Genomic DNA, 24,103 nt, shown 5'->3' with positions numbered 1-24,103 from the left:
GGCGTAGCTGCCGCTAGCGGCACGGCGCGCGACCGGCCCGAATCGCAGTACGACCCGGCCGGTCTCACGATCATTGCATTACTTGCCGCTCGCGGTGGCCGCTTCGCGTTCGCGTGCAATCTCGGCCTTTTGCTCTTCCGCCGACGAACATGCGACCAGAATGCTGCAGTTCACGCGATCGAGCAGTTGCGTGTTGCCCGACCCCATCCACCATCTCGACAACCCGCTACGGCACCGATGGCCGACGACGACGAGGTCGGCCTTCAATTCCGTCGCAAGATTCGCGATTTCGTCGATCGGATAGCCAAATGCGAAATGGCCTTCCGCCTGAACGCCGCGCTCGCGCAGCCAGTTCACGCCCTCCTGCAGGATCTCGCGCGCGGTTTCCTCGAAGCGGCCGCACGCGACGTCGGTCAGCAGCCCGGCGCTTTGCGCGATGCTCGAGCGCATGTCGACGACCGACAACAAATGCGTTTCCGCCTTCAGGTCCAGCGCGAGATTGGCACCGCACCGCAATGCCTTGCGTCCTTCGAGCGTGCCGTCGTAGCACAGCAGAATCTTGTTGTAGCTAGCCATGAAACCTCCCTGTCGCGACTACGTACCCTATGCACTCATCATGGTGCGCCGCAATTCCGGACGCAAGGGATGGAAAACGCTGATTCGCCACGCGGGGCGCGTCGGCGATGATGCGGTGCACGATCCGTGCGCGCATGCACCGTGCCGCGCGTGGCCGCCCTGAAGAGACGCAGCCGATGCACTAGAATGGCCCGTTCGTGCCGTCGACGTGCGTTCGCCTCGGTCATGCGCATGTGACACGCATTCATCCGATCCGTTCGCCGGCCGGCGTGCCCGACCGACCGGCCGCGAAACGCGTCCGCGTCCGCTGATTACAACGACAACCTGCCCATGTCCGTTGCACCGATCGATTTCCGGAACGTCGAAAAGCGCTATGGCGACAAGCTTGTCGTCAATGACCTGTCCTTCCACGTGCAGGCCGGCGAATGCTATGGCCTGCTCGGGCCGAACGGCGCCGGCAAGACCACCACGCTGAAGATGTTGCTCGGCCTCGCGTATCCCGACGCCGGCACCATTTCACTCTGCGGCGAGCCGGTTCCGTCACGCGCGCGACATGCGCGCCAGCGCGTCGGCGTCGTCCCGCAGTTCGACAACCTCGACCCGGACTTTACGGTCCGCGAGAACCTGCTCGTGTTCAGCCGCTATTTCGGCATGTCGGCACACGCCGCACGCGCGCTCGTGCAACCGCTGCTCGAATTCGCGAAGCTGGAAAACAAGGGCGATGCGAAGGTCGGCGAATTGTCGGGCGGCATGAAGCGCCGTCTGACGCTCGCACGCGCGCTCGTCAACGATCCCGACGTGCTGGTGCTCGACGAACCGACGACGGGTCTCGATCCGCAGGCGCGGCACCTGATGTGGGAGCGGTTGCGGTCGCTGCTCGCGCGCGGCAAGACGATCCTGATCACCACGCATTTCATGGAGGAAGCCGAGCGCCTGTGCGACCGGCTGTGCGTGATCGAGGAAGGCCGCAAGATCGCCGAAGGCGCGCCGCACGCGCTGATCGAATCGGAGATCGGCTGCGACGTGATCGAGATCTACGGGCCGGAGCCGGTCGCGCTGCGCGACGAACTGGCGCCGTTCGCGAAGCACACCGAGATCAGCGGCGAGACGCTGTTCTGCTACGTGACCGATCCCGAGCCGCTCAGTGCGCGACTCAAGGGTCGCACGGGATTGCGCTATCTGCATCGTCCGGCCAATCTGGAGGACGTGTTCCTGCGGCTCACGGGCCGCGAAATGCAGGACTGATCGATCATGGACGTACGCAACTATTCCGCCGCCGCGCCGTCCGCACCGCCACGCGAATCACGCTTCGCGATCGCGTTGCCCGCGAATGCCACCAACTGGATTGCCGTGTGGCGACGCAACTACCTCGTGTGGCGCAAGCTCGCGCTCGCCTCGTTGTTCGGCAACCTCGCCGATCCGATGATCTACCTGTTCGGGCTGGGGTTCGGGCTCGGCCTGATGCTCGGCCACGTCGACGGCGTGTCGTATATCGCGTTCCTCGCGGCCGGCACGGTCGGTTCGAGCGTGATGATGTCCGCGAGCTTCGAATCGATGTATTCGGGCTTCTCGCGAATGCACGTGCAGCGCACCTGGGAAGCGATCATGCACACGCCGCTCGCGCTGGGTGACATCGTGCTCGGGGAGATTGTCTGGGGGGCGAGCAAGGCGCTGCTGTCCGGCGTCGCGATCATGCTCGTCGCGGGCCTGCTCGGCTATGCGCGGTTTCCGTCGATGCTCGCGGCGCTGCCCGTGATCGCACTCGCCGGCCTCGCGTTCGCGAGCACGGCGATGATCGTCACCGCGCTCGCGCCGTCTTACGACTTCTTCATGTTCTATCAGACGCTCGTGCTGACGCCGATGCTGCTGCTGTCGGGCGTGTTCTTCCCGATTACGCAGTTGCCGCCGGTCGCGCAGCATGCGGCGCACATGCTGCCGCTCGCGAACGCGGTCGAACTGATCCGCCCCGCGATGCTCGGCCGGCCGTCGGCGGACGTCGGCCTGCATCTCGCGGTGCTCGCCGGCTATGCGGTCGGCGGATTCGTGGTCTCCGCGTGGCTGTTCCGGCGGCGGATGATGCGCTGACGGCCGGCGCGCACGGCGCCCGCGCGATGCTGCGATGAAATGGCGACGACGTTACTCGTCGTCGTCGCTCCACGGGATCTCGACGTCGGTCAGGAATGCGACGGTCGCCAACGGGCCGCCTTCCTGGCGGCCGAGCTTGCCGTCCGCGCGATGCCATTCGACGCGAAACTGCGTACCCGGATCGTCGGCGACGAGATAGACCGCGCGCAGCTCTTCCGCGTCGGCCTCGTCGACCGGACCGTCGAACGACACCAGCATCTTCTGCGGCCACAGGCCGTTCACCGGATCGTAAATGCGGTCGCCCTGCGGAATGTCGATGCTGGCCTCGACGCCGATCGTGGCGGAGGCTTCGATGATCATCGTGCCGAGTGCGTTCAGCACGGCAGTCGCCCGCGCGGAATTGGCCTGGCGGATCGCGAGATCGCCGCGCGTCAGCGCCTTTTCGAGTCGAGGATGAATCTTCGGTTGGGTCATGCGTTTTCCTGTTTGCTTCTTGTAAAGGGCACCGCACGCGTGAAGCGGCGGCGCCGGATGAATACGACGGTCGCGCGGCGGGATCGGTCGGCGCGCGGCACTGCTGCCATCGCACAGGCCCGGTCGCCGGCAGCCGGGCAAGTCGTGCCCCGCGCCCCGACCGGGCACACGCGCCGGACTTGTCCGGCCGTCGCGCCCGGTCGCCGTTCCGCCCGCGTGTCCGTCAGAACCCGAACGCGATCGCGAGCAGCCCGCTCACGATCCCGAACACGACGACGAGGCCCGTGACGATCGCCAGCATGTACGGCTTGAACGAGCGCGCGAGCATCGCGAGCGACGGCACGCTGATCGGCGGCAGCGTCATCAACAGCGCAGCGGCCGGGCCGACGCCCATGCCGAGCGACAGCATCGCCTGGATGATCGGCACCTCGCCGGCCGTCGGGATCACGAACAACGTGCCCGCGACCGCGAACGCGATGATCCAGCCGAGATGATTGCCGATGTCCGGGCCGATATGCGGGAACAGCCACGCGCGCGCCGCGCCGAGCAGCAGCACGAGCACGATGTATTCGGGCACGAGCCGCACGGCCATGCGTGCGAGCAGCTTCATCCAGCGGACAAACGGATTGCCCGCGGCGGCCTGCTCGGCCACCAGCGCGGCGAGTTGCGCATCGTCGATGCTGCGATCCTCGGGACGCGCGATACGGTTCAGCAGATAGCCGATCCCGAACACCATCGCGACGCCGAGCACGAGCCGCAGCGCGCTCCAGTGCCAGCCGAGCACGAAGCCCATGAACACCAGCGCGGCCGGATTCAGCACCGTGTTGCCGAGCCAGAACGCGACCGCGCCGCCCGGCGACGCGTGCCGCGCGCGCAGGCCCGCGACGACCGGCGCCGCGCAGCACGTGCACATCATGCCGGGCAGCGACAGCAGGCCGCCCGCGGCGACACTGCCGAAGCCCGTGCGGCCGAGCACGCGCGCGACCCAGTGCGCCGGCAGCAGCGCCTGCACGGCCGAACCGAGCAGCAGACCGAGCACCATGGCCTGCCAGATCGCCTTGCCGTACGCCCACGCGTAGTCGAGCGCCGCCTTCAGCGACGGCTCGGGCGCGCTCGCCGACGTGCCCATCAGGATCGACTGGCCGATCGAATGATGCTCGGCGGCGACGAACGCCTTGTTGTAATACGGGAACCATTTCACGTAGAACAGTCCCGCGACCGCGATCAGCAGGAAAGTCATCCAGCCGAGCGCCGGACTGGGTTGGGTGCGTGTGGTCGTCATCGTGTGGTGATCGTAGGGTTGTTGTCGATGTCGGCTCGCGCCGCCGCGCCGGCGGCGGGCGATGCCGGCAGTCCCGCCTGCGCGAGCGCGTCGAGCAGCGCGCGCGCCTGGTGGCGCCCGTCGGCCGCGTTCGGCCGGAAAGTGAACGTCAGTGCGCGATTCGGCTTGTCGTGCGACGAACGATAGGTGCGCGCATAGGCGGGATCGTAATGCTTGTCGATCAGCGTGCGGAACAGTTCGGTGCGCTCGTTCGCATCGATCAGTGCGCTCCAGCGCGCGACCTCTTCACGGCTGTGCAGGCCGATCAGCCGTTCGAGCTGCGCCTTGAACACTGCCGGCTCGTCGAACAGATGGGCGTAATCCTCGAGCAGGAAAGCGATACGTTCGTCGTGCGCTGCCTCGACCTGCACCCACGGCCCCGCGTGAAACGCGTCCAGCAACGCGAGCGGCAGCTGCACGAGCCCGATCTTGCGGCTTTCCGATTCGACGAACACGGGCCATGCGGGGTCGAAACGCTCGAGCGCGCCGACGAGCCTCGAATCGAAGGACTTCTGCGTCGGCTGCGGCACCCCCGGCAACGCACCGAGCAGCGAGCCGCGGTGGCATGCGAGCGCCTCGAGATCGAGCGTCTGTGCGCCTTCGTCGCGCAGCGCGTTCAGGAGCCGCGTCTTGCCGCAGCCCGTGTGACCGACGAGCGCGATGTAGCGGAACCGCGTCGGCAGCGTATCGAGCGTCGCGCATACCGAGCGGCGGTACGACTTGTACCCGCCCTCGAGCTGGCGCGCCTGCCAGCCGATCAGGTTGAACCAGGTCGTCATCGAACCGGAACGCTTGCCGCCGCGCCAGCAGTAGATCAACGGCCGCCAGTTGCGCGGCCGATCGGCGAACGTGGTGTCGAGATGGCGCGCGATGTTGCGCGCGACCATCGCCGCGCCGACGCGCGTCGCCTCGTACGGCGACACCTGGCGGTACATCGTGCCGACGATCACGCGCTCCTCGTTGCTGAGCACGGGCGCGTTCAGCGCGCCGGGAATATGATCCTCGGCGAACTCGAGCGGCGTGCGCACGTCGATGATCTCGTCGAACTCGCCGGCGCGATCGAGGGTGACAATCAGGTTCTTCAATTTGGCGTCGAACAGGGGCGATGCGGCTCGGCGAGCCGCACGGGCACGGAAGGCGGATTCGCGATTATCTCATGCCCGGGCGTCTCGGGCCGCGCACGGCAACCGGCGGGGGCGACGCGCTGCTCATCACGTCGATCAGATGGTCGCGAAACGCGCGCACCGACGCGGGCAGATCGCGCCCCGCCATGGTCTGCACCTGGATGCTGCGCTCGCGTAGCTGGGGATTCGTGACGGGCAAGACGACGAAGCCGTCCGCGTCGAAACGGTCCCGCACCGATAGCAGCCCCGTGAACATCACCGCGCCGGTACGCTGCGCGTAGCGGTACATCGCCGCGGTGTTGTTGCTGGTCAGTTCCGGCTCGAGCATGAGCCCGTCGAGCACGCACGCGATGTCGATCAGCTGGCGCACCGTCGTACCGGCCTCGGGCAGCACGTGCGGATGCCGCGCGACATCGGCGAGCGACACCGAGTCGCGCGCCGCGAGCGGATGATCGCGCCGCACGAGCGCGAAGACCGGCGCACGCTCCGTGTGTTCGACACGCACGCCCTTCTCCGGCGCCAGGCTGAACGTCAGACCGATGTCGGCATCGCCGTCGCGCACGCGCCGTGTCGCCTCCGCCGGCGACACGACCCACACCGAGAAATCGACGCCCGGGTGGCGCGCCTTGAAGCCCGCGAGCGCGCCCGGCAGGAAATCGATCGCGAACCCTTCCGAGCAGGCGATCTTCAACAGGCTGCCGTGCAGCGCCTCCAATCCGCCGATTTCCTTCATCACATGCTCGGCCTCCAGCAGGCTGCGCTGCGCGAAGCCCAGCAGCCGTTCGCCGGCCTCCGACAACGCCATTCCGCGCGGCCGGCGCTCGAACAGCGGCGCGCCGAGTTCGCTCTCGAGCTTCGCGATCTGCCGGCTGATCGCCGAGACGGCCACGTGCAGCCTCGCGGATGCGTCGCTGATCGACCCCGTGCGCGCCACTTCGACGAAATACCGCAACGCAAGACCATGCAGGAAAGCCGCCATCGTTCTGTCCCCGGGCCCGTCACCCAGGCCACTCCGCTTTGCCTTTTCAGCAAAGAAATGTTCGAAATTCGATCATTGTGACAAAAAAAACGGCTTTCTAGAATCGATCGCACTCTCGGCCGTGCGCGCCCGCACCCGCGGGAAAACCGATACAGGAGACACGTCTTGAGCCGTACCGCCGCCATCCAGCACGCGCTGACCCAGTTCGAATCGGGCGCGTTTTTCACGACCCTGAGCCACCGCGTCGGCCTGCGCACCGAAAGCCAGGACAGCGGCTCGAGCGCCGCGCTGCGCGCCTACCTGACCGACGAGATCGCGCCGGAGGCCGCGCGTCTGGGTTTTACGTCGCGCATCGTCGAGAACCCCGTCGACGGCGGCGGCCCGTTCCTGCTGGCGTCGCGCCACGAGGACGACGCGCTGCCGACCGTGCTCGTCTACGGTCACGGCGACGTCGTGCGCGGCTACGACGCGCAATGGCGCGCGCCGCTGTCGCCGTGGACGCTGACCGTCGACGGCGATCGCTGGTACGGCCGCGGCAGTGCCGACAACAAGGGCCAGCACACGATCAACCTGGCCGCGCTGGCGAGCGTGCTCGCCGCGCGCGGCGGCCGGCTCGGCTTCAACGCGAAACTGCTGATCGAGATGGGCGAGGAAACGGGGTCGCCGGGCCTCGACGCACTGTGCCGCCAGGAGCGCGACGCGCTCGCGGCCGACGTGCTGATCGCGTCCGACGGGCCGCGCCTCACCGCCGAACGGCCGACCGTGTTCCTCGGCTCGCGCGGTTCGGTCAACTTCAAGCTGAGCCTGCGCGCACGCGATGGCGGCCATCACTCGGGCAACTGGGGCGGCCTGCTGCGCAACCCGGCGACCGTGCTCGCGAACGCGCTCGCGAGCCTCGTCGACGCGCGCGGCGCGATCCGCGTCGCCGGGCTGCGCCCGCCGCCGATCCCGGCCGCCGTGCGCGCCGCGCTCGCCGACCTGTCCGTCGGCGGCGGCCCCGGCGATCCGGCGCTCGACGCCGACTGGGGCGAGCCGGGCCTCTCGGCCGCCGAGCGCGTGTTCGGCTGGAATACGTTCGAGATTCTCGCGTTCAAGGCCGGCAATCCCGATCACCCGGTCAATGCGATTCCGCCCGTCGCATACGCGCACTGCCAGTTGCGTTTCGTAGTCGGCACCGACTGGCAAGCGCTGCATGCGCATCTGCGCGCGCATCTCGATGCGCACGGCTTCGCCGACATCGAGATCGACGTCGAACGCGGCGCGCCGGCGACGCGCCTGCCGCCGGACGATCCGTGGGTCCGCTGGGCTGTCGCGTCGCTCGCGCGCACGACCGGCAAGAAGCCCGCGATCCTGCCGAACCTCGGCGGCACGCTGCCGAACGAAGTGTTCGCCGATACGCTGGGGCTGCCGACGCTGTGGGTGCCGCACTCGTATCCGGCGTGCTCGCAGCACGCGCCCGACGAGCACCTGCTCGCGAGCGTCGTGCGCGAGGGACTGCAGATGATGGCCGGCCTCTTCTGGGATCTCGGCGAGGCCGCGCCGCCCGTTCGCCGCGCGGCACCCGCCGCGGCCGGCGCCGCCCTGTAACGCGCTTCGCCCCTTTCTCGGGACCTGCTCACACGATGAATACGACCACCCTGACCTCACAGGACGCCGCGCGACCCAGCGCCGCGAAGATCCGGCGCATCATCTTCGCCGCGTCGATCGGCAATGCGCTCGAATGGTTCGACCTGATCGTCTACGGCTTTTTCGCGGTGACGATCGCCAAGCTGTTCTTCCCCACGACGAGCGAGGCGACGTCGCTGCTGCTCACGCTCGGCACGTTCGGGCTCTCCTACCTGATCCGGCCGATCGGCGGCTTCGTGCTCGGCGCCTACGCGGACCGCGCGGGCCGCAAGGCGTCGCTGCTGCTGTCGATCGGGATGATGATGGTCGGCACGCTGCTGATCGCGCTGATGCCGACCTATGCATCGATCGGCATCCTCGCGCCGCTCGGGATCATGCTGTCGCGGCTGATGCAGGGCTTTTCCGCCGGCGGCGAATTCGCGAGCTCGACCGCGTTCCTCGTCGAACACGCGCCGCAGCGGCGCGGCTTCATGTCGAGCTGGCAGTTCGCGAGCCAGGGCCTCGCGACACTGCTCGCATCGGGCTTCGGTGCGCTGCTGACGTCGACGCTGAGCGTCGCGCAACTCGAAAGCTGGGGGTGGCGCGTACCGTTCCTGTTCGGCCTCGCGATCGGCCCGGTGGGGCTCTACATCCGCCGCTACGTCGACGAGGGGGTCGAGTTCAAGACGCAGGCGCGCTCCGAAGCGCCCGTGCGCGAGCTGTTCGCGGACCAGAAGATGCGCGTGCTGCTGGCGATCGGGGTGCTCGTGATCTCGACCGCGATCAACTACATGGTGCTGTACATGCCGACGTATGCGATCAAGCAGCTCGGGCTGCCGGCATCGACGGGCTTCGCGGCGACGCTCGCGACCGGCTTCGTGCTGACGCTCGTCACACCGCTCGTCGGCCATCTGTCCGACCGCACCGGGCGGATCCGCGTGATGGCGGCAGCGGCCGTGCTGATGCTCGCCACCGTATGGCCGACGTTCGTGTGGCTCACGCATCACGCGTCGTTCGCGACGATGCTCGCGGCGCTGATGTGGATCGGGCTGCTGAAGGCGACGTACTGCGGCGCGCTGCCGGCGCTGATGGCCGAACTGTTTCCGTCGCAGACCCGCGCGACCGGCCTCGCCGTCAGCTACAACACGGGCGTCACGCTGTTCGGCGGCTTCGCGCCGTTCGTGATCACATGGCTGATCAGCGCGACCGGCAATCGGCTGTCGCCGGCGCTGTACCTGATGGGTTGCGCGGTGCTGAGTCTCGTGGCACTGCTGGTCGCGCGCACGCGGTTCGGGATGCGCTGACCCTGCGGCAATGCGCGTCGGACGCGGCCCGTCGCGGCACCGTGCCGCGCGGGCCGCTCGCCGTTTACGGCGCCGGGTTCGGCTGCCGTTCGTGCAGCGCGTCGATCTCGGCGAGGATCTCGTCGGACAGCGTCACGTCGATGCTGCCGATGTTCTCCTTCAGTTGCGCGAGCGACGTCGCGCCGACCAGGTTGCTGCGCACGAACGGCCGGCTGTTGACGAACGCGAGCGCGAGCTGCGCGGGCGACAGCCCGTGCCGTTTCGCGAGCGCGACGTAGCGCGACGTCGCCTCGACGGCCTGCGGCTTGCTATAACGCTGGAAGCGCTCGAACAGCGTGATGCGCGCGCCGGCCGGACGCGCGCCGTTCTCGTACTTGCCGGACAGCCAGCCGAACGCGAGCGGCGAATACGCGAGCAGGCCGATGCCATCGCGATGCGTGAACTCGGACAGGCCGTTCTCGAACGTGCGGTTCAGCAGGCTGTACGGATTCTGGATGCTGGCGATGCGTGGCAAGCCGAGCTTCTCGGCCGCGCGCAGGAACTGCGCGACGCCCCACGGCGTTTCGTTCGACACGCCGATCGCGCGGACCTTGCCGGCCTTCACGAATTCCGCGAGCACGCCCAGCGTTTCCTCGATCGGCACCGTGTACGCGTCGTCGACCCACGGATACGCGGGGCGGCCGAACGTCGTCGTGCTGCGATCGGGCCAGTGCAGCTGATACAGGTCGACATAGTCGGTCTGCAAGCGCCTGAGGCTGCCGTCGAGCGCCTCGGTCAGGTTCTTGCGGTCGAACTGGTTGCCTTCGCCGCGAATATGACGCGGATTGTGCGGCTGCCGCGCCGGGCCCGCGATCTTCGTCGCGAGCACGATTCGGTCGCGCTGCGCCCGATGCTGCGCGAGCCAGGTGCCGATGTACTGCTCCGTGCGCCCCTGCGTATCGGGCTTCGGCGGCACCGGGTACATTTCCGCGGCATCGATCAGCGTGACGCCCTGCCCGAGCGCGTAATCGATCTGCTCGTGGGCGTCGCGTTCAGAATTCTGCTCGCCCCACGTCATCGTGCCGAGACCGATCAGGCTGACCTCGATGCCCGAATTGCCGAGTGTGCGGTATTCCATGCTGTTCCTGTCGCGTCAGTGGAAAGCAGGAACGCTATCACATTGAAACGAACGCTTCAGATGGCCGGTGCGTTCGCTTACAGGCCGCCTGCGATGTGCGCTCGAGCTCGCCCATTCGGGGTACAGCGGCCTTCGCGGGCGCGGCCGCGGTCCGGATCATGCCGGACGAACCGGGCCGGCGTAACGACGCCGGCCCGCTGCGTCACTGCGGCCGCTGAATGAAGCAGGTTGCCGATGCGTGCGCAACGATCTTGTCGTCCGGCGTCTTCAGCGTGCCTTCCGCCACGCCGAGCGAACGCGACAGGTGAATCACGCGTCCCTCCGCGACCAGGTCGACGTCGCGCGGCACGGGGCGCAGCATTTTCACGTGGAGGTCGACCGTGCCGTAACCGACGCCCGCGTCGAGCATCGAATGCACCGCGCAGCCCGTGACCGAGTCGAGCACCGTCGCGGCGAACCCGCCGTGCACGCCACCGAGCGGATTCAGGTGCCGGCCGTCCGCACGCGCGGACATCTTCACGTAGCCGAGCTCGACACCCAGCGGCCGCATCGGGATCGTTTCCGAGATCGACGCGAGCGGCAGATCGCCCGCCGCCGCCGCGCGCAGCAGTTCCAGACCGGACAGGGAAAGCGGATTCATCGGGTTGTCTCCTGATTGAAAGCGCGTTGCCGCGCGAGTAAGTTCTAAATTGGAACTGATTATTGACAACCGCACCGGGCTTGTCAACGCAGCCACCGCCCGTTGCAACCGAAGGCAAGTTCTATAATCGAACCCGCTCCTTCGCTGAACCGTCGCACGAGACTCGATCATGAAATGGGATGACATCGGCACGCTGAACTGTTCGGTCGCGCGCACGCTCGCCGTGCTCGGCGATCGGTGGACCATGCTGATCCTGCGCAACGCGTTTCTCGGCTGCCGCCGCTTCGATTCGTTCCAGACGCAACTGGGCCTCACGCGCCACGTCCTGGCCGAGCGGCTCGCTCGCCTCGTCGACGAAGGCGTGCTGGTCAAGCGCGCGTATCAGGAGCGCCCGCCGCGTTTCGAGTACCGGTTGACGGAAAAAGGCCTCGACCTCTACCCGGCCCTGCTCGCGCTGATGACATGGGGCGATCGCTGGAAGGACGACGGCCAGGGGCCGCCGGTGCAATTGCGTCATCGCACCTGCGGTCAGCTGATGCATGCGGTCGCGGTGTGCTCGGCATGCGGCGAGCCGCTCGATGCGCACGACGTGCAGCCGGAGCCCGGGCCCGGATGGATCGCACGCGAGGCGGCCGACTGACGCATGGCGCGTAGCGAGGGTCGAGCGCGCATGGCAGCGCCGCACGATCACGGAGCCGATGCAGATACCGCTCGACACGATGAACGTCATCACGTCGACCGCGCCGGACTATCACACGATGTCGCGCATTCACATCCGGGCGTGACCGCGCCGCCGTGTCTGCGTTACACTCACGGCCCGCTGTCTCAAAACCATTCGCTGTCCAAGATGTTGTCGCGCCAACGCCTCGCTGCTGCCTGCCTCGCCGCTTCCCTGCTCGCCACGCCCTTCGCCGCCTTCGGCAAGACGCAAACCGAATCGCTGCTGCAGCAAGCGATCGACTTCATCGCGCAACTTCTACCGGCCCCGACCCATGAGGCGCCCACAACGCAGGTCGTCGAATCTGCGTTCTCGCCCGACGGCGGTGCCGAGGCGCTCGTCCTGAAGGCAATCGGCGCCGCACGCACCTCGATTCGCGTGGCCGCTTACTCGTTCACGTCGCCGCCCGTCACGCGCGCGCTGCTCGCCGCGAAGCGGCGCGGCGTGAATGTCGCGGTCGTCGTGGACGACAAGGGCAATCGCGCGAAGAGCAGCAAGCAGGCACTGAACCTGCTCGTCAACGCGGGCATTCCCACACGCACGATCGACGCCTATGCGATCCACCACGACAAGTATGTCGTGGTCGATGCCGAGCACGTCGAGACGGGCTCTTTCAACTACAGTGCCTCGGCAGCCAGCCGCAATTCCGAAAACGTCGTCGTGGTCTGGAACAATCCGCAACTCGCGTCGCGCTACCTTGCGCATTGGCAAAGCCGCTTCGACCAGGGTACGCCGTACCGCTCGTCGTACTGACCCTTCGCGCATGCGATCACCACGCGCCGTTCGCATGCGGCGCGGCCGACGCGCATCGTTGCGTGCATTCGCGCCGTCATGTCGTCGATGATCGGTGCGCATTGCATGCCGGTCAACCTGGCCGAATGGCCTGCACACCGGGCGCGACGGCGCCGCGATCGGTGGAATCGGTTGATGAAATCAGTGGATGTCGGCCGACCGCTCCGCGATCTGCGTGGTCGCGGCACACCGGCTCGCATGCGCATGCGCATCGCTGGCCGAAGGCTTCGGTCGATCGCGCGTCCCGCCCGGCAGCGCACCGAGTACGCAGTCCGTACTGAAGGTCAGCGGGTTCTGAATCATCGGATAGAGCAGATACAGCGCCAACGCGAGATATCCCGCGTAGAGAATTCGGACCATGGTGCGGTGGATGAGCGATTGATCTTGCCCTGTTTACGGCATCGCACCGGAGAGCTTGAGCCGCCGGGCCTCAAATTGCTTGTCCCGCAGCGACGCATGACATGTGAAGCGTTCGTGTCGCATCGACATGGCAACGCCGCACAACACGACGTGCAGCGCGATGGCGAATGCGCGATACTGTTCGGCATGCGCGGCGAGTTCGGCAAGCATGCGCCGACGGCTTTCGCACGCTCCGAGCGACATCCAGACGATCGATGACCGGCTTCGCAGCCGGGACCAGAGACAAAGGCCAATGCAGATTGCTTCCAAACCGGTCGACGAGGCGGCCCGGCTCGAGACGCTTCATTCGTTGTCGATCCTCGACACGCCACCGGAAGAACGGTTCGACCGCCTCACGCGCCTGGCGCGCCGGCTGTTCGACGTTCCGATCGCACTCGTCAGCCTCGTCGACGAGAATCGCCAGTGGTTCAAGAGTCATCCGGGCCTCGACGCCACGCAGACCTCGCGCGACGTCTCGTTCTGCGCACATGCGCTGCTCGCCGACGAAACGATGGTGATCCAGGACGCGCGCAACGACGATCGCTTCCACGACAATCCGCTCGTCACCGGCCAGCCCGGCATCCGCTTCTATGCGGGCCGGCCGCTTGCCGCGCCGAACGGCGCACCCGTCGGCACGCTGTGCCTGATCGACACGCGGCCGCGCGACCTCTCCGTCGACGAACTCGCGCTGCTCGGTGATCTCGCGCACATGACCGAACGCGAAATCGCGGCGCTGCATCTCGCGACGACCGACGAGCTGACCCAACTGACGAACCGGCGAGGCTTCGAGATTCTCGGGCGCCACGTGCTGAGCCTGTGCGAGCGCATGGGCCGGCACGCGGTACTGCTGTTCTTCGACCTGAACGGCTTCAAGGCGATCAACGACCGCTTCGGCCATGCCGAAGGCGACCGCGCGCTCATGGCCTTCGCGGACACGCTGACCGGTGCGCTGCGCGACAGCGACGTGATCGCCCGACTCGGCGGCGACGAATTCGTCGTGCTGTTGAGCGCCAGCGATCCGGCCGACGTCGGCGAGCCGATCGAGCGCGTCACGCAGGCGCTCGCGCTGCGCAACGCGGCCGACGCACGCGGCTATGCGATCCGGTTCAGTGTCGGCTACGTCGCATACGATCCCGCGCAACATCGTGCGGTAGCCGACCTGCTCGAATCGGCCGATCGCCGCATGTACGAGGACAAGCAGCGCGGCAAAGCCGCCGGCGCCTGAGCGCGGATCAACCGCTCGCCGATACGCGCCTCCGCCGCTGCCGCCAGCCGCGCTTGGTCCGATATGCGCCGTTCGGTCAGCTTCCGCACGGCGGCGCACTCGCCATCGCTTCCGCGATCTGCTCGGGCGTCAAGTCGCGCTGGTGGGTCGCGATCGACCAGCGATGGCCGAACGGGTCCTCTACCTGGCCGTAGCGATCGCCCCAGAACATATCGGTGGCCGGCATTCTGACGGTCGCGCCGGCCGCGACGGCCTGCACGATCGCCGCATCGGTGTCCGGCACGAACAGGTGGAGGCAGACCGGCGTGCCGTTCAGCGTCTTCGGCCCGAGTGCGCCGTGCTCCGGCATTTCATCGACGAGCATCAGCGTCGAATCGCCGATTGCGAGGCACGCGTGCGCAAGCCGGCCGTCCGGGGTCGGCAGGCGAAACCGTTCGGTCGCGTTGAACGCACGCTTGTAGAAGTCGATGGCGGCGGCTGCGCCGGCGCAGATCAGATGCGGGGTCAGCGTGCGCATCCCTTCCGGGATCGGGTTGACGGACGTGGCCATGGGTGTCGCTCCTTCAGTCGGTTATCGAATCGGAAATCAGGACGGACGCACGATGCGCACGCCTCCGATGCTACGACGGACGGACTCGACCGAAATCGACACGCCTGCGGATATTTTTTTCTCAGATCTGCGGAAGGTCACGCAACGTACGCGACTCGCTCGTCGCATCGATGTCGAGTTCGATCCCTTCCGACGCGTCGCGATAAAGCACGCGCTTCAGTCTCGGCCCCACCGCCGTCCCGTCCGCTTCGTCGAATACGGCGCGAACGTCGTCGCCGGCCGCAAGCGCGCGCGCAACTTCCGCCACCGACGCCTCGCTCGGCGTCGCCGCCCACGACCTGTCCGCCGGATTGACGGCCGCCCAGCGCACGTGCGTCACACGTGCGCTGCGCACGTCGATTCGGACACCATTCACCGCGAACATCGACATCGGGATCTCCTTCGAAACGGTTGCGGCCGGACGAACGCCGGACGACGGAAGCCGACGATGGCGCGACAGCCCGCGAGTTCAACCGCCACCAGGCCAGCCTGACGCACGATCATCCCCGCGCGCGGCTTCGGCCAACGCGATTTTCGATGATACATTGGGACGCTTTGCAACCGTCAACAGACAATCGTGCACGGGAGAAACACATGACCGACGCCTGGGGAACCTTCCCTGCCAGAATGGGCGACCATCAGGCCTTCATCAGCTTCAATCACGGCTTTGCGGAAATCGCCGAAAGCGATCCGCGCACGTCGCTGCTCAGCGTGCGTGTCGCGCTCGAGCATCCGACACCCGACGGCCTGCCGAGCAGCGACGAGTTCGCCGGTCTCACGAACATCGAAGATCTGCTGGACGCCGCAGTGACCGCGAAAAACGGCGTGCAGGTTGGCCGCATCACGGTCGACGGCAATCAGGATTTCCTGTTCTACGTGCCGTTCGACGAGGAGACCGCGGGCGAGATCGTCGACTCGCTGGCCGAGCGCACGACCTACGCGCTTCAGTACGCATTCCAGGACGATCCGGACAAGGAAACGTACTGGCGCACGCTCTACCCGACCGACGACGACTGGCAACTGATGCGCGACATGCGCGTGCTCGAGGCGCTGCGGCAGAAAGGCGACGTGAGCGACGTGAGCCGGCGCGTGATGCACTGGGCTTACTTCCCTGAACCGAGCGATGCGCACCAGTTCGCCGACTGGGCCGAGTCGAAAGGCTATCTGGTCGAATCGGTCGCGCCGACCGAAGACGGCAAATCGGCCGTGCGGTTTGCGCACGAAGGCACGATGGCGCTGGCCGACATCACGCGCCATACGCTCGAAATCAATCGCGAGGTGCGTTCGCTCGGCGGCGAATACGACGGCTGGGAAACCAGCGTCGAGCAGGCGGGCTGACCCCGCCGGCACGCGCGTTGCGCGCGTGTCGGACCTTGACGGGTTCGGTACAAAAAGCATCCCGGTAGCGCGACGGCGCGCCGCCGGGACCAAGGCATCGCCGGCCGTAACCGGCGATGGGCCCAGGCAACCGCCCAGGCACGAGGAAAGCGATTCATGCGGATCAGGCGAACGGATGCCGTGGCGCGAAACGCCGCCTGCCGAACGCCTGTCCGTTTCCGCCGACGCGGCTTGCATGCGTCGTGCGGGGAAAAAGCCCCCGCTCCTGCGCGAGCGAGCGGGGAAATGGTTGACCGGGCCGGGGTAGAACGGTCAACCGGCCAGATTGTGATCGTGGCCCGTGCGACCGTCTGTGCGGCAACTCACCCTTTCAAGCGGAAAGCTCGCGTGCCTGGTCCCGCGTGCGGCACGTCACGGTCCGAGCGCGACGCCGGCGGCCGGTGCGGCGATCACGACGATCACGGAAACGACACGATGGCACCGATCATCATCACGCCGTCGGCCGCCAGCGGGACGGGTGTCGCGAGCACGCGCACGGCCTTGCCGCCCTTCGTGAGGCAATCGTCGACCTGAATGACGGCGGCGACGATTACGCCGGCAGTCAGCAGCGTTCTTCCTTTTATGTTTCGAGTCCGGATTTTTTGATTTATATCGGCGATTTTTTAATCGCGCGTCAATCTCCGGCAACGCGCACCTCGTCAAAGTTGCGTCATTCCGCCTTCCCTTGAATGAGCGGATTTTCTTTCCGGATTTTCGTGACACGACGTTTCACGATCGAAATCACCCGCTTTGGAACGGCGCGAACCTGACGTTACTCCGGGTCGGCCGTGAACCATCCTGCAATCATGTCGATCCAGTCGAGATCGCTGACGATTTCAACGACGACATCGCTGACGACTTCTGCGGTTGAAGTATCGCTGTCGACTGCCCTGGTTGCAGCACCGGCGGCAGCCGCCTGCGACGCGGGGATTTCGACGAGTGGCGCGCCCTTTGGGCTGACCAGCTGCTCCAGCCAGTCGACGATATTGGCGCGTGCGTCGTCCTCGTCAGCGAAATCGTTGCGTTTAAGGAAACGGTCGAGCACGACCCACGCGAACGTCTTGCCTCGCGAAATGGAATCCAGTTGCCAGTCGACCACGGCGACCCGCCCCGTTTCCCGCGTTTCGAGTGTCGACGTGAAGCGGTAATCGAGATATTCGATCTCAAGTTCCGGTGACATGACTTTCTCCGGCCAATCCGCCCTCTCGCTTCTTGTGATGCGCTGCGCCAGTCCGGCGTCACGCGCTGCGTGAATCTTGTGTGAATTCGGGGCTGCAAGTCATTCCGGCAGGCAGTATCGCGATATTCTCGCGAGCTGTCGATCTCGACTGAAAATACACCGCCGTCCCGTCCGGTATCCGTTGCGCGATCGATTCCGCACCGAGGTTTTTCGCGCACGATTTTGCCCTGTCGATTCCGAGTATCCGCCTGCTCCGCGGCCGCGGTCGCGCTGCTACACTCGGGCCACAATAATCACTGCGCCACCCAAGGAAACAATGTCACTCGCCCGGGCACAACATGATGGTGTCGATGTCTGGATCATCCCGCTTTCGGGACATGCCGCCTATGCCTCCACGCATCTCAAGCGGGTATTCGCCTCCGACGACTCGCGCCATCGCGTCGTGACGGTCGACCTGACGAAGCTGCTCGCCTGCGCCGATCGCGACACGACCGATTATGTGCTGCCTTCGGTTGAATACTGGGCACCCGGCAAGGCCGCCGGCATCCGCGCTTTCCTCGACCCGGCCGAACCCCGTATTCCCGAGATGCCCTTCATCACCTTTCGCGAGACGAGAACGCGGACGCTCCTCGGCATTCCGGGCCTGTCGAAAGTCGGCGTCGCGTCGTTCCGGAACGGTCAGCATCGCGCACGCTATCTTGCGTATGCCGGGGCGACGAGCCTGCCGGTCGAGGTGCATGAAACGGAGGCGGATTTGCTCGTGCGGTATTGCGGCGAATAACGGACGCGACGCCCGACCCTGTGCGGAACGGGTCGTGACGAATATGCCGCCGGAAAGATGCGGCGATGTGCGCTCTGTCAGTTCAACGTGCACACGCCAGCGATGTGCTCCGCGTCATGTGACGTCGCGCTGCGCAGCGTGACGGTTCGGGTTGCCGGCACGCGCAGGTCGCTCACCAATGTGTAATGGAGGCCGGGAAAGTGCGGCAATCGTGCGTCGCGAGCGATGTCGCACGACGGCCATGCAGGCAAAAAAATGTCCCGACGCCTTCCGGGTTGTCGGGACCGAACGGCCCTGCAAAGCTGAGGGCACGAGGAAATGAAATATTACATGAACGTAAGACTGTGAGGCTTTGGCGGTTAGCGCCAAGACACTGGCCTATTCCGCCAATCTGCAGGTCGGTCCAGTTGCCTCGTCGAGCAATGCCCTCTTCCCACTGTTCTTGACTACGTAGTACGCCTGCAGCCCGACGTACGCGATCGTCGCGACGGCTACCCACCAATTGACGCTGTGGATGATCAGCCACAGCCAAAAATTGCAGCCTACTGTGTGCGCCACCTTCGCAGCGCTCGCCGCGAGATCGCTCGTCATTGATTGCCCGCAATGAAAAAGCCGCCTTGAGGCGGCTTGAGGCGGTGTTGAGGTTATACTTTCGAGCGGCTTCAACGGCAGTCCACAAACGATTTCTTTCGAGAGATATCTATGGAACGCAGTGTTGGCATTGGCGGACGGCGATGGCTCGTCCAAGGCAACGAGAACGACAGCTATATTGCAAAGCTGACAGACCCGTTCGAACCGCAGCTTGTGTCAATGCTCGCGGTCCTGTGTGACAACGGCGCACAGGTGCTTGATATAGGTGCCAATATCGGCTGTACTGCGCTCGCACTTTCGCAGATAGTCGGTGAAGGTAAAGTAGTCGCTTTCGAGCCGGTGCCGCGCACATTCGCGAATCTGTCCAAGAACGTTGGCATGCTTTCCAACGTGGCAATACACAATTTCGCTCTCGGCAGTCAGGCTGGAACAGTGCCCATGCAAGGCTCCGAAGGAGATTCAGCTGGCGCGTTCGTCGCCAATCAATTTCAAATCGCCAATGCCGGGTATTTCCAAGTTGAAGTCCCGGTGCGCACACTCGACGAAGCATTCCCCTCGCTCGGACTTGACCACATTGATTTTATTAAAATCGACGTGGAAGGATTCGAACTCGACGTATTCGAAGGTGGTCGCGAGACGCTGCAGCGCTTCAAGCCACGTGTTGTGCTAGAAATGAACCATTTCTGCCTCAATATGTTCCGGCGCATCACCTATCCGGAGTTTCGTGAGCGACTTCTGCGCATCTTCCCCTACGTATATGCCGTCGACGGTACGCGTTATCTAGATCTGACCTCGGAAAACGACGCGTACGTTGTCGGCTACGAGCACACCCTGCAATTCCGATTCCCGAATCTCGTTGCGGGATTCGACCGGTCCGATCTTATCGCGCGACTTTCAACTCTCGATCGCGCTGCACACGTGCTCGCTGAGGCGCATCGCATTGCAGCTGATTCCGAGGCACGCACCGCGGCGGTAGATGCCAACTCGAATCAGCTTCGACAGCAACTCTCTTCGCTCGAAGCTGAACGGGATTGTCTCAGCAGGCAAGTTGTCGCAGACTCGCAGCGAATCGCTGAACTCGAGCGCGAGAGGAACGCACTTCTCACGTCATCAAGTTGGCGAGTCACGCAACCGTTGCGCTCGATAAAACGGTTCTTTGCGACAAAAAGCTCTGCCGCTGCGGAGTCGGGTTCATCCACGTGATTACGTCGGCGGCGATAGTACGCCTGCAGCCCGATATACGCGATCGTCGCGACGACCACGGTTCGTCTAAACAGTCGGGCCTTGGCCGTATTGACCCGCCAGCACTCATTCACTCAGATCGCCGGCGCCGCAATCTTTCATGATCCGCGGTACAACATCCGTTGGGAAGAGGAGCGCGCATTCCGGCGAAGTTTCTGGACGCCGATTCTGAAACGGCTCGGAATGCGCTACCGCCGGCCTACAACATGCGGCATCGCTACGCGACGGCAATGCTGATGGCAGGAATGACTTCAGCCTTTTGCGCGAAACAGCTCGGGCACAGCATCGGGATGTTCCTGACAACGTACGCGAAATGGATGGATGGTGAGCAGAACGCTCTAGAGATGGCGAGGCTCGAATCGACGCTATTGTCCCCGAGTTGTCCCCCGCAAAGCAAAACAGGCGCCTAAGCGCCTGTTTTGTTAATGCATTCGGTGGGGTGGCTGATGGGACTCGAACCCACGACAACAGGAATCACAATCCTTATACATTCCCACGAAAAATCAATGCATTACGCAAGGACGTTGGAACGTGCGACCATCGCTCAGTCTTGTGTAGCGTAGGCTAGTTCGGCCATCTTCCAGCAAAAATAGCCATCGATTTCCCCTGTCTCCAAGGTTCAGATATGATCCATCTAATCCGGAAAAAGCTGCCGTCATTGGGGAATGTAGATGCCTGACTGCACAACAATCGCCACTGCCCATAGTTCCCTGACGTCAATCCCCGACGTAGTCTGGTCAGGAATTGTTGGCTCCCTCATCACAGTGCTGGGCGTTTTGATAACAAACTTCGGCCTGTCACGGCGACATACACAGCAACTCGATCACGACACCAGGCAGAAGGCGATTGAACGCGAGATGCAGTTGCGAAGAGACATTTACATTCCAGCTATCGAGTCCATTTCATTAGCGTTTACCACGATGGGGTCAATGTCCGATCCCGCTGTATTGCAAGCGAAGGTCACAGACTCGTATAGCGAAATGGTCGCGAAAACTTCAAAGGCGAGTGCTATCGGCAGTCACGACACCGTCACCGCACTTGGCAGTCTGGCCGACGCTATGCGTTTGATGTTCACCCAACTTCTCGTGAGCCGTCAGCCGCTATTACAAGCTCACGATCAGATGGTCGCTGACAATTCAATTGTCGAGCGGGCTATCGGCGACCATGGACGCTGGGTGCAAATGCAGACTGACATGTTGTTTCAAGGGCCGCTGGATCCTCAGAAAGCCAGTTTTCTCGAAGCACAGATCAATTTCACGCAGGAGCAGATCAACCATTGGACTGCTCGGCGCGAAGCATCAGCGTTGAGATTGAGTGCTGCTCAGATAGAGTTTCTTAAATCGTTACTTCAATTTCAGCCCGACGTGGCTAGGAAGGTCATAGCCGCTATCGCTGCTATCCGCGCAGAGTTCTCTATTGCTGGTGACAACCCGGCCACACTCCAACATGTATACGCGCAAAACGCAGCGAATGCAGAGCGCTTTCTCGCAGAAATGATAGCGAAATTTGAGGCGCAGTTTCAGGCACAGCAGAACGGCGCGTGATAATTTCTTGCTATCGCAGCCGAACGAGCGCCACATGTACAATTTGCGTCCCGTTGGATTCGGCATAAATCTGTATCAGCTCGACTCGAACACCGTATCGTCCGCCGGGTAAAGCTGCAGCGTCGCCCTAGCCACTTCGGCGTTCGACGCCATCAGCCTTTCCTCCAAGTCTTTCGGCCACAGGATCCCGATCGATCGGGTGATGGGATTCGGGGCATTACGCGGCGAACGACCCGCCTGAACGTTGCCATTCATTCCGCCCGCCCCCTTCCACTCTCGAGTAAAGAGAGGTAACGTCTCACGAACACAACAATCAGGGCTACGGGGCAATGAAGTTCTACTGGGTAAACGTCGGGCTGACCATCAATGAAGTTCTCAGCGGTAATTTCCTCTGGGCACCACAACACACGATCACTCAGTCCGGGAAGGAACAGCGCTTAGAGCACTGGGACAACGTGGCGGCTGTTAAAGCGGGTGACTTGATCTTCTGCTGCCATAGCCAACGGATTTCTCATATCGCTAGGGCGGTCAAGGATTCATATTTGGCTCCGCGTCCCCCGAGCCGCTCCTTCTCCGAATGGAATGCCAGTGGGCACCGAGTCGATGTCGAACTGACGGAACTAAAGACGCCTGTGTTTCGTGACGAAGTCTCGGGTGAGTTCATATCCCGGTTCGACCACCGCACGTCACCCCCTCTATTCACAAGCGCCGGAACGCTCAAGCAAATTTATATGGCGCGTTTGCCGCAAGATGCCGGCACGTACCTGCTCGAGTCGTCGCAGATGATCGAACGCTTCGAAGAGGCGCTCGTGACCGATGGTGGAAACGGAAAGAAGGTGTCGAAAACGACCCGAGATGCAATTGTGAAAGCCCGGGTCGGCCAGGGAAAATTTCGGACAGATCTGCTTAAGAGATGGAACAACCAATGTTCGCTTACGGGCCTTGCAAACACCGACCTTCTCGTCGCCTCACATATCCACGCCTGGAGCCTCAGCACGAACGACGAGCGGATCGATCCTGACAATGGATTGTTGCTCGCCCCGCATATTGATCGGCTTTTTGACAAAGGCCTGATCTCGTTTGACCAGGGCGGTGGTCTATTGATTGGGCCAAACCTATCTGAACGAGATCAACAACTCCTGGGGCTCGACAGGTATACATCGCTGCGGAGTCTCACGAGGGGCAACCGAATCTTCCTCGCCCGCCATCGCACCCGGTACAAGTTTGCCTAGACCATCCCGAATTAAATTTACATACGGGCGATTTTCAAAAAACGATCCAACAAATACTTAAATCAAATAAGAATTATGACACTCCCGGATTTTATTACGCATTTCCCAAACAACACGGACAGCCCGGAGGTGACCGCCAAGTTCGGCGCAATCGGGGACTACATCGGCGGATATTGGGGAACACTTATAAGTCTTATCGGAACGGCCATCACGATTTTCTTCGTCTACAGAACATTCTCTTTGACACGAAAAACCGAGGACAGGTCAAGAATATTTTCCATATTTTCGGAAATGACAAAAACTCATGATTCAATAGTTGAATCACTAACATACTCCAACTGCATCGGAAGAGATGTTTTCAAGATTTTCTTAAGCGAGTTTAACTATGCGTATAAAATTGTTTCGAAAATATCGTCCACAAAGGCAATGCCATGGGATCTTCATTCGAAGATAGATATCGCCTATACGTTTATGCTACTGGGTCCAACATGGTTAGCTCGGGCGGAACTCTCCAATTACGATGACTCATCGATCGGATTGATCTCGAACGAAATTGCCCGTACGCGCGATAAGTCGACAGAAAACCGTCAAACCTCCTTAAGAGGTCATCAGAGTCGACTTTCAAATTATTACAGAAATCTATATGGAATATATAGTTTCATTGACTCATCCAACATCGACAAGAGAGACAAACAAATTCTTGCCAAAGTCGTTCGAACAAAACTCAGCAATCACGAGCAAGGGCTTCTAGCAATGAATTCCATATCGCACCTTGGGCGAGCGTGGAGTGAGAGCGGCCTACTATCAAAATACGATGTCATAAAAAATATTCCAAAAATGTTTTTTACGCTCGACAAGCCAACATCAATAGACACCCTATTTCCAGAAATATCATTTGAGTGGCAGAGCACAATCAAAAAACTATCCACCAAAGAAATTAAACTTTGGAAAAGAAGGATATTTATTCAAATCTTCAAGGACGCCTGACCCGCTCGCCCCTGCCGAGCCCGGAAATTTAACCTGCGCTTGGAACCATGCGAATGCGGGGATACCTGACTAGATTTTAAGGCCGTTTCAATTGTATGTTTACGCCGACCGGAAATTGAGCCACTTGTAGGGATCGCGCCGACTGAAAACTGAGCCGGGCAATCAACCTATCCTGCTAGTTTTTCAGGCAGGGTGTTTGGGGATGATCCCGATGACCATGA

The 24,103-nt window shown here is 63.3% G+C and carries 26 protein-coding genes and 1 pseudogene; 14 read left to right on the top strand and 13 right to left on the bottom strand.

Annotation, left to right across the window (positions count from 1 at the left end):
* Positions 1–78: 78 nt before the first annotated feature.
* The gene (locus HWX25_RS26235) at positions 79–576 is read right to left on the bottom strand and encodes a universal stress protein (protein ID WP_044843612.1); all 498 of its coding nucleotides are present in this window, start codon (positions 574–576) and stop codon (positions 79–81) included.
* 330 nt (positions 577–906) lie between these two features.
* On the opposite strand from HWX25_RS26235, the gene nodI reads away from it, so the two are divergent.
* Both nodI and HWX25_RS26225 read left to right on the top strand, forming a co-directional pair.
* Positions 907–1,821, top strand: coding sequence for a nodulation factor ABC transporter ATP-binding protein NodI (gene nodI, locus HWX25_RS26230; RefSeq protein ID WP_244135223.1), 915 nt, complete (start codon positions 907–909; stop codon positions 1,819–1,821).
* 6 nt (positions 1,822–1,827) lie between these two features.
* Positions 1,828–2,661, top strand: coding sequence for an ABC transporter permease (locus tag HWX25_RS26225; RefSeq protein ID WP_175911318.1), 834 nt, complete (start codon positions 1,828–1,830; stop codon positions 2,659–2,661).
* A 51-nt stretch (positions 2,662–2,712) separates the two neighbouring features.
* Here HWX25_RS26225 and HWX25_RS26220 read toward each other — a convergent pair whose 3' ends face one another.
* The 4 genes from HWX25_RS26220 to HWX25_RS26205 form a co-directional block, all read right to left on the bottom strand.
* Positions 2,713–3,135 carry a hypothetical protein gene (locus HWX25_RS26220; RefSeq protein WP_059691758.1) on the bottom strand — a complete coding sequence of 141 codons (423 nt, stop codon included), beginning with the start codon at positions 3,133–3,135 and terminating at the stop codon, positions 2,713–2,715.
* Between the two features lie 223 nt (positions 3,136–3,358).
* Positions 3,359–4,417 carry a permease gene (locus HWX25_RS26215; protein WP_059818156.1) on the bottom strand — a complete coding sequence of 353 codons (1,059 nt, stop codon included), beginning with the start codon at positions 4,415–4,417 and terminating at the stop codon, positions 3,359–3,361.
* Entirely contained in the window at positions 4,414–5,541 is a 1,128-nt protein-coding gene (mnmH, locus tag HWX25_RS26210) for a tRNA 2-selenouridine(34) synthase MnmH (protein WP_175911317.1), read from the bottom strand. The genes HWX25_RS26215 and mnmH overlap by 4 nt, the downstream gene beginning before the upstream one ends.
* Positions 5,542–5,605: 64 nt before the next feature.
* Positions 5,606–6,559 carry a LysR family transcriptional regulator gene (locus HWX25_RS26205; protein ID WP_059818151.1) on the bottom strand — a complete coding sequence of 318 codons (954 nt, stop codon included), beginning with the start codon at positions 6,557–6,559 and terminating at the stop codon, positions 5,606–5,608.
* A gap of 165 nt (positions 6,560–6,724) precedes the next feature.
* Between HWX25_RS26205 and HWX25_RS26200 the strand changes: the two genes are divergently transcribed.
* Together HWX25_RS26200 and HWX25_RS26195 are read left to right on the top strand one after the other, a co-directional pair.
* Entirely contained in the window at positions 6,725–8,146 is a 1,422-nt protein-coding gene (locus HWX25_RS26200; RefSeq protein ID WP_175911316.1) for a M20 family metallopeptidase, read from the top strand.
* Between the two features lie 35 nt (positions 8,147–8,181).
* Positions 8,182–9,468 carry an MFS transporter gene (locus HWX25_RS26195; protein WP_175911315.1) on the top strand — a complete coding sequence of 429 codons (1,287 nt, stop codon included), beginning with the start codon at positions 8,182–8,184 and terminating at the stop codon, positions 9,466–9,468.
* 64 nt (positions 9,469–9,532) lie between these two features.
* Here the strand turns inward: HWX25_RS26195 and HWX25_RS26190 are convergent, their stop codons facing one another.
* Positions 9,533–10,585 (bottom strand): NADP(H)-dependent aldo-keto reductase, encoded by a 1,053-nt coding sequence (locus tag HWX25_RS26190; protein ID WP_175911314.1) that lies wholly within the window; start codon positions 10,583–10,585, stop codon positions 9,533–9,535.
* A 202-nt stretch (positions 10,586–10,787) separates the two neighbouring features.
* Entirely contained in the window at positions 10,788–11,225 is a 438-nt protein-coding gene (locus tag HWX25_RS26185; RefSeq protein WP_175911313.1) for a PaaI family thioesterase, read from the bottom strand.
* A 169-nt stretch (positions 11,226–11,394) separates the two neighbouring features.
* On the opposite strand from HWX25_RS26185, the gene HWX25_RS26180 reads away from it, so the two are divergent.
* Both HWX25_RS26180 and HWX25_RS26175 read left to right on the top strand, forming a co-directional pair.
* Positions 11,395–11,865, top strand: a complete 471-nt coding sequence (locus tag HWX25_RS26180) for a helix-turn-helix domain-containing protein (RefSeq protein ID WP_175911311.1) — start codon at positions 11,395–11,397, stop codon at positions 11,863–11,865.
* A gap of 207 nt (positions 11,866–12,072) precedes the next feature.
* Positions 12,073–12,696, top strand: a complete 624-nt coding sequence (locus tag HWX25_RS26175; protein WP_175911310.1) for a phospholipase D family protein — start codon at positions 12,073–12,075, stop codon at positions 12,694–12,696.
* Positions 12,697–12,876: 180 nt separating this feature from the next.
* Here the strand turns inward: HWX25_RS26175 and HWX25_RS26170 are convergent, their stop codons facing one another.
* Together HWX25_RS26170 and HWX25_RS26165 are read right to left on the bottom strand one after the other, a co-directional pair.
* Complete coding sequence (locus HWX25_RS26170; RefSeq protein WP_175911308.1) at positions 12,877–13,095, bottom strand: hypothetical protein; 219 nt, start codon at positions 13,093–13,095, stop codon at positions 12,877–12,879.
* 33 nt (positions 13,096–13,128) lie between these two features.
* Positions 13,129–13,305: a hypothetical protein gene (locus HWX25_RS26165; protein WP_175911306.1), complete on the bottom strand. Its 177-nt coding sequence runs from the start codon at positions 13,303–13,305 to the stop codon at positions 13,129–13,131.
* Positions 13,306–13,387: 82 nt separating this feature from the next.
* Here HWX25_RS26165 and HWX25_RS26160 point away from each other — a divergent pair, with 82 nt between their 5' ends.
* A complete protein-coding gene (locus tag HWX25_RS26160) occupies positions 13,388–14,359 on the top strand; it encodes a sensor domain-containing diguanylate cyclase (protein ID WP_175911305.1) in 972 nt (323 codons plus the stop codon).
* A gap of 76 nt (positions 14,360–14,435) precedes the next feature.
* On the opposite strand, the gene HWX25_RS26155 is transcribed toward HWX25_RS26160, so the two are convergent.
* Positions 14,436–14,909, bottom strand: coding sequence for a VOC family protein (locus HWX25_RS26155; protein ID WP_175911304.1), 474 nt, complete (start codon positions 14,907–14,909; stop codon positions 14,436–14,438).
* Positions 14,910–15,030: 121 nt separating this feature from the next.
* Complete coding sequence (locus HWX25_RS26150; RefSeq protein ID WP_175911303.1) at positions 15,031–15,339, bottom strand: phosphatidylserine/phosphatidylglycerophosphate/cardiolipin synthase; 309 nt, start codon at positions 15,337–15,339, stop codon at positions 15,031–15,033.
* A gap of 203 nt (positions 15,340–15,542) precedes the next feature.
* On the opposite strand from HWX25_RS26150, the gene HWX25_RS26145 reads away from it, so the two are divergent.
* Positions 15,543–16,286, top strand: a complete 744-nt coding sequence (locus HWX25_RS26145; RefSeq protein WP_059691771.1) for a DUF695 domain-containing protein — start codon at positions 15,543–15,545, stop codon at positions 16,284–16,286.
* A gap of 811 nt (positions 16,287–17,097) precedes the next feature.
* On the opposite strand, the gene HWX25_RS26140 is transcribed toward HWX25_RS26145, so the two are convergent.
* Positions 17,098–17,505, bottom strand: coding sequence for a hypothetical protein (locus tag HWX25_RS26140; RefSeq protein ID WP_175911302.1), 408 nt, complete (start codon positions 17,503–17,505; stop codon positions 17,098–17,100).
* A 316-nt stretch (positions 17,506–17,821) separates the two neighbouring features.
* On the opposite strand from HWX25_RS26140, the gene HWX25_RS26135 reads away from it, so the two are divergent.
* The 4 genes and pseudogenes from HWX25_RS26135 (at position 17,822) to HWX25_RS26125 (ending at position 21,663) form a co-directional block, all read left to right on the top strand.
* On the top strand, positions 17,822–18,286 hold the full coding sequence (locus HWX25_RS26135; protein ID WP_059818131.1) for a hypothetical protein: 465 nt from the start codon (positions 17,822–17,824) through the stop codon (positions 18,284–18,286).
* Positions 18,287–18,988: 702 nt separating this feature from the next.
* A complete protein-coding gene (locus HWX25_RS26130; protein WP_175911301.1) occupies positions 18,989–20,080 on the top strand; it encodes an FkbM family methyltransferase in 1,092 nt (363 codons plus the stop codon).
* A gap of 60 nt (positions 20,081–20,140) precedes the next feature.
* Positions 20,141–20,529: pseudogene (locus HWX25_RS33515) on the top strand (integrase); the annotation flags it as partial.
* 261 nt (positions 20,530–20,790) lie between these two features.
* Positions 20,791–21,663: a hypothetical protein gene (locus HWX25_RS26125; RefSeq protein WP_175911300.1), complete on the top strand. Its 873-nt coding sequence runs from the start codon at positions 20,791–20,793 to the stop codon at positions 21,661–21,663.
* 75 nt (positions 21,664–21,738) lie between these two features.
* Here the strand turns inward: HWX25_RS26125 and HWX25_RS26120 are convergent, their stop codons facing one another.
* The gene (locus HWX25_RS26120; RefSeq protein WP_175911299.1) at positions 21,739–21,918 is read right to left on the bottom strand and encodes a hypothetical protein; all 180 of its coding nucleotides are present in this window, start codon (positions 21,916–21,918) and stop codon (positions 21,739–21,741) included.
* Positions 21,919–21,992: 74 nt separating this feature from the next.
* Here HWX25_RS26120 and HWX25_RS26115 point away from each other — a divergent pair, with 74 nt between their 5' ends.
* Together HWX25_RS26115 and HWX25_RS26110 are read left to right on the top strand one after the other, a co-directional pair.
* Positions 21,993–22,895 (top strand): HNH endonuclease signature motif containing protein, encoded by a 903-nt coding sequence (locus HWX25_RS26115; protein WP_175911298.1) that lies wholly within the window; start codon positions 21,993–21,995, stop codon positions 22,893–22,895.
* A 129-nt stretch (positions 22,896–23,024) separates the two neighbouring features.
* Positions 23,025–23,882, top strand: a complete 858-nt coding sequence (locus HWX25_RS26110) for a putative phage abortive infection protein (RefSeq protein ID WP_175911296.1) — start codon at positions 23,025–23,027, stop codon at positions 23,880–23,882.
* Positions 23,883–24,103: the final 221 nt, after the last annotated feature.

Origin of the sequence: Burkholderia sp. BCC1640, assembly GCF_902833125.1 — a bacterium.
Taxonomy (GTDB): Bacteria; Pseudomonadota; Gammaproteobacteria; order Burkholderiales; family Burkholderiaceae; genus Burkholderia; species Burkholderia diffusa.
This window is presented reverse-complemented; position numbering and strand designations above follow the sequence as displayed.

Bases quoted from the DNA above. Each gene is read 5' to 3' on its own strand.
- HWX25_RS26235 (WP_044843612.1), bottom strand. From the start codon at position 576: ATGGCTAGCTACAACAAGATTCTGCTGTGCTACGACGGCACGCTCGAA.
- nodI (WP_244135223.1), top strand. From the start codon at position 907: ATGTCCGTTGCACCGATCGATTTCCGGAACGTCGAAAAGCGCTATGGC.
- HWX25_RS26225 (WP_175911318.1), top strand. From the start codon at position 1,828: ATGGACGTACGCAACTATTCCGCCGCCGCGCCGTCCGCACCGCCACGC.
- HWX25_RS26220 (WP_059691758.1), bottom strand. From the start codon at position 3,135: ATGACCCAACCGAAGATTCATCCTCGACTCGAAAAGGCGCTGACGCGC.
- HWX25_RS26215 (WP_059818156.1), bottom strand. From the start codon at position 4,417: ATGACGACCACACGCACCCAACCCAGTCCGGCGCTCGGCTGGATGACT.
- HWX25_RS26205 (WP_059818151.1), bottom strand. From the start codon at position 6,559: ATGGCGGCTTTCCTGCATGGTCTTGCGTTGCGGTATTTCGTCGAAGTG.
- HWX25_RS26195 (WP_175911315.1), top strand. From the start codon at position 8,182: ATGAATACGACCACCCTGACCTCACAGGACGCCGCGCGACCCAGCGCC.
- HWX25_RS26190 (WP_175911314.1), bottom strand. From the start codon at position 10,585: ATGGAATACCGCACACTCGGCAATTCGGGCATCGAGGTCAGCCTGATC.
- HWX25_RS26185 (WP_175911313.1), bottom strand. From the start codon at position 11,225: ATGAATCCGCTTTCCCTGTCCGGTCTGGAACTGCTGCGCGCGGCGGCG.
- HWX25_RS26180 (WP_175911311.1), top strand. From the start codon at position 11,395: ATGAAATGGGATGACATCGGCACGCTGAACTGTTCGGTCGCGCGCACG.
- HWX25_RS26175 (WP_175911310.1), top strand. From the start codon at position 12,073: ATGTTGTCGCGCCAACGCCTCGCTGCTGCCTGCCTCGCCGCTTCCCTG.
- HWX25_RS26170 (WP_175911308.1), bottom strand. From the start codon at position 13,095: ATGGTCCGAATTCTCTACGCGGGATATCTCGCGTTGGCGCTGTATCTG.
- HWX25_RS26165 (WP_175911306.1), bottom strand. From the start codon at position 13,305: ATGCTTGCCGAACTCGCCGCGCATGCCGAACAGTATCGCGCATTCGCC.
- HWX25_RS26160 (WP_175911305.1), top strand. From the start codon at position 13,388: ATGCAGATTGCTTCCAAACCGGTCGACGAGGCGGCCCGGCTCGAGACG.
- HWX25_RS26155 (WP_175911304.1), bottom strand. From the start codon at position 14,909: ATGGCCACGTCCGTCAACCCGATCCCGGAAGGGATGCGCACGCTGACC.
- HWX25_RS26150 (WP_175911303.1), bottom strand. From the start codon at position 15,339: ATGTCGATGTTCGCGGTGAATGGTGTCCGAATCGACGTGCGCAGCGCA.
- HWX25_RS26145 (WP_059691771.1), top strand. From the start codon at position 15,543: ATGACCGACGCCTGGGGAACCTTCCCTGCCAGAATGGGCGACCATCAG.
- HWX25_RS26140 (WP_175911302.1), bottom strand. From the start codon at position 17,505: ATGTCACCGGAACTTGAGATCGAATATCTCGATTACCGCTTCACGTCG.
- HWX25_RS26135 (WP_059818131.1), top strand. From the start codon at position 17,822: ATGTCACTCGCCCGGGCACAACATGATGGTGTCGATGTCTGGATCATC.
- HWX25_RS26130 (WP_175911301.1), top strand. From the start codon at position 18,989: ATGGAACGCAGTGTTGGCATTGGCGGACGGCGATGGCTCGTCCAAGGC.
- HWX25_RS26125 (WP_175911300.1), top strand. From the start codon at position 20,791: ATGCCTGACTGCACAACAATCGCCACTGCCCATAGTTCCCTGACGTCA.
- HWX25_RS26120 (WP_175911299.1), bottom strand. From the start codon at position 21,918: ATGAATGGCAACGTTCAGGCGGGTCGTTCGCCGCGTAATGCCCCGAAT.
- HWX25_RS26115 (WP_175911298.1), top strand. From the start codon at position 21,993: ATGAAGTTCTACTGGGTAAACGTCGGGCTGACCATCAATGAAGTTCTC.